Annotated in this window: 1 pseudogene; it reads left to right on the plus strand. The window is 56.2% G+C overall.

Features of this window, described 5'->3' with window-relative positions:
* Nucleotides 1–193: pseudogene (locus tag AC25MA_RS25845) on the plus strand (DDE-type integrase/transposase/recombinase); the annotation flags it as partial.
* Between the last annotated feature and the right edge of the window lie 99 nt (nt 194–292).

Here is a 292-nt window from a genome sequence, read left to right on the forward strand (position 1 = left end):
CTACATCCGCACCTATGAAGGGTGGCTGTACCTGGCGGTAGTGTTGGATCTGTTCTCTCGCCAAGTCATTGGTTGGTCAATGAAGCCCAGGATGAGCAGTGACCTGGCCATCGACGCCATGCTGATGGCCGTGTGGCGACGCAAGCCACAGCAGCAAGTGATGATTCACTCAGACCAAGGCAGTCAGTTCAGTGTAAGCGCTCCATGAACCCCACATTCAAAGCGCTTACCTGATCCCCGATGCTGTGCTCCCGATTTCTTTCTGGAGCCTGCCGACGATGATGCGCCCCGA

The sequence above is a fragment of the Pseudomonas sp. P65(2024) genome, from assembly GCF_057480955.1.